Raw genomic sequence first — 3,046 nt, 5'->3', positions numbered from 1 at the left:
GCCCACGGCCCGGCCGCGAGCAGCACGCGGTCGGCGGGCAGCTCGGTGCCGTCGTCCAGCCGGACGCCCGCGGCCGCGTCCCCGCGCACGATCACCTCGGCCGCGCGCCTCCGGACGAGCCGTGCGCCGAGCCTCTCGGCCGCCGCGAGCAGGGCGGGGGTGAGGCGGCGGGGGTCGATCGAGCCGTCCTGCGGCGCGTACAGGCCGCCCCGGACGGTCGGCGCGAGCATCGGTTCGAGCCGGCGGCACTCGCGCCGCCCCAGGACCTCGGTCGGCACGCCCAGGGACTCCTGGAACCGCTTGACGTCCTCCAGCACCCGCAGGTCGTCGGCGTCGAACGCGACCTCCAGCAGCCCGTCGGTGCGGTGCGCGGTGTCGAGGCCGGTCAGCTCCTCCAGCTCGGCGACGAACCCCGGGTAGAGGTTGCGGGACGCCACGCCCAGCCGCAGCAGGGGCTCCTCGCCGTAGTCGAGTTCGCTCACCGGCGTCAGCATCCCGGCCGCGACGCCGGACGCGCCGCTCGCGGGCTCGGGGTCGACCAGGGTGACGGCGGCGCCGCGCGCCGCGCAGCGCCACGCGGCGCCGAGGCCGACGACGCCGGCGCCGATGATCACGATCCGCACGGGGGGCTCCCTTCGCCGGCATGACCCGGATCAGGTTCAGGCGGTCGGCGGCCCGTCACAGCCGCCCTCTCAGCCCGGTTCCGGCCGGGCTCCCGCGCACTTCCGCCTCCTAGCCTACGACGAATCGGACACCGGCTAGCCTGCGGGCATGGACCGGGTGATCGTGGTGGGCGGCGGGCTGGCGGGTGTGCGCGCGGCGGAGGCCCTGCGCGCGCAGGGGTACGAGGGCGGGCTGACGATGGTCGGCGCGGAGCGGCACCGGCCCTATGACCGTCCGCCGCTGACGAAGGCCGTCCTGAAGGGCGAGACCGACTTCCCGGCCCTGGACACCGACCTGGCCGCCCTGGACGTCCGGGTGCTGGCGGGCGAGCGCGCGACCGGCCTGAGCCTCGCCGCCGGACGCGGCGGGACGCTCGCCACCACCACCGGTGACCTGGACTTCGACGGACTGGTGATCGCGACCGGCACGACCCCGGTCCGGATGCCCGGCGACGGCCCGCAGCACGTCATCCGCACCCTGGACGACGCGCTGGAGGTGCGGGCGGGGGTCGTCCCCGGCGCGCGCGTGGTGATCGTCGGCGCGGGCTGGATCGGGGCGGAGGTCGCCACGACGGCCGCCGCGAACGGCTGCGCGGTGACCGTCGTGGAGGCCGCGGACGCGCCGCTCGCGGGCGCCCTCGGGACGGAGCTGGGCGCGCTCACCGCGCCCTGGTACGCCGAGGCGGGCGTGGACCTGCGGACGGGCGTGAAGGTCGCCTCGGTCGAGCGCGACGGCCTCGCCCTCGCGGGCGGCGGGCGCCTGCCGGCCGACCTGGTGATCACCGGTGTCGGCGTCCGTCCCGAGGTGGCCTGGCTGGACGGCTCCGGCCTGGACGTCGAGCGGGGCGTGCTCACCGACGCGTCCCTGCGCGCCTCGGCGGGCGGCGCCGTCCGGGACGACGTGGTCGCGGTCGGCGACTGCGCCGCGTGGTGGTCCCACCGGTACGGGCGCAGGCTGCTCGTCGAGCACTGGGACACCGCGCTGAACGCGCCCGAGACCGCCGCCGCGACCCTGCTCGGCCGTCCGGCGGCCTACGACGTCGCGCCGTACTTCTGGTCCGAGCAGTTCGGCCGGTTCGTCCAGTACGCGGGGCACCACACCGGGGCCGCGCGGATGGTCCGCCGGGGCGCGCCCGAGGACGGCGCGTGGGCTGTGGCGTGGCTCACCGGCGACCGCCTGGACGCGATCCTGACCGTGGACCGGCCGCGCGACCTCGTCCAGGCCAAGCGCGTCATCGCCGCCGGAACGCCCGTCGACCCCGAGCTGCTGGGCGATCCGGGCATTCCGGTCCGCCAGGCGGTCCGGTCCTGACCCGCGGAGAAAGATCGACCCGAACGATCCACGGAGGTCGCGGACGGGTTTGAGCGCTCCGGGGACGTGGTAGCAAGGGGGCGTGACGCAGACGCACGCAACCATTGAGAGCGCACTCGACCCCGGCACCGACGCCCTGGTGGGCGACTGGATCGACCTTCCGGAGGCGGCCGAGCGCCTCGGCCTGAAGTTCAACCGGATCAAGCAGCTGCTCGCCGAGCGCAAGGCGCTGGCCGTCCGCCGCGACGGCCACCTGATGATGCCCGCGGCGTTCATCGCCGACGGCCAGGTCATCAAGGGCCTGCCCGGCACGCTCACCCTGCTGTCGGACGCGGGGTTCGACGAGGTGGAGACGCTGCGCTGGCTGTTCACCGCCGACGACACGCTGCCCGGCACGCCGGTGCAGGCGCTCGCCGAGAACCGCGGCACCGAGGTCCGCCGGCGGGCGCAGGCGCTCGCCTTCTGACCCGGCCGCCCCAGCCGTCCCGGGACGACCCGGACGGCTTGGGCCAGACCGTCGCAAAGCACGTGAAATGATGCGGGTCACGTGCGCGGACCACCGCGCGCGTGGCCCGCGCCCCGTTCCGGAAGGACCCCGCCCACCGTGTCCAGGCACCTGCCCTCCGACCGTGCCGTCCGGCTCAGCGCCCGGCTCGGCCGCGCGCGCCTCTACCTCTGCACGGACGCCCGGGAGAAGCAGGGCGACCTGCCCGACTTCCTCGACGCGGTGCTCGGCAACGGCGTCGACATCGTCCAGCTGCGCCAGAAGGGCCTGGAGGCGCGGCAGGAGATCGAGCACCTGCGGGTGTTCCGGGACGCCTGCGACCGGCACGGCGCACTGCTCGCGGTCAACGACCGCGCCGACATCGCGCACGCCGTCCAGGCCGACGTCCTGCACCTCGGCCAGGACGACCTGCCCGTCCCGGCGGCCCGCGCCATCGTCGGCCAGGACGTCCTGATCGGCCGTTCCACGCACTCGGAGGAGCAGGCCGCAGGCGCGGCCGCCGAGCCCGGCGTCCCGATCCTCTACACCGGCCGGGACGGCCTGGTCGCGCACGAGTGCATCGCCGAC

The 3,046-nt window shown here is 76.0% G+C and carries 4 protein-coding genes and 1 riboswitch; of the genes, 3 read left to right on the top strand and 1 reads right to left on the bottom strand.

Annotated features, from left to right (window positions below; all coding sequences use genetic code 11):
• On the bottom strand, positions 1-623 hold a 623-nt coding region (locus AB0J52_RS34200; protein ID WP_500187032.1), incomplete at its 3' end, for an FAD-dependent oxidoreductase.
• A 5-nt stretch (positions 624-628) separates the two neighbouring features.
• Positions 629-721: riboswitch (TPP riboswitch) on the bottom strand.
• A 50-nt stretch (positions 722-771) separates the two neighbouring features.
• Here AB0J52_RS34200 and AB0J52_RS34195 point away from each other — a divergent pair.
• The 3 genes from AB0J52_RS34195 to AB0J52_RS34185 form a co-directional block, all read left to right on the top strand.
• Positions 772-1,974, top strand: coding sequence for an NAD(P)/FAD-dependent oxidoreductase (locus AB0J52_RS34195; protein ID WP_500187031.1), 1,203 nt, complete (start codon positions 772-774; stop codon positions 1,972-1,974).
• A gap of 82 nt (positions 1,975-2,056) precedes the next feature.
• A complete protein-coding gene (locus AB0J52_RS34190; RefSeq protein WP_500187030.1) occupies positions 2,057-2,440 on the top strand; it encodes an Rv2175c family DNA-binding protein in 384 nt (127 codons plus the stop codon).
• A gap of 138 nt (positions 2,441-2,578) precedes the next feature.
• Positions 2,579-3,046: thiamine phosphate synthase (locus AB0J52_RS34185; RefSeq protein WP_500187029.1), on the top strand; the 468-nt coding region annotated here is incomplete at its 3' end.

The sequence above is a fragment of the Spirillospora sp. NPDC049652 genome, from assembly GCF_040675125.1.
Lineage (GTDB): Bacteria > Actinomycetota > Actinomycetes > Streptosporangiales > Streptosporangiaceae > Spirillospora.
This window is presented reverse-complemented; position numbering and strand designations above follow the sequence as displayed.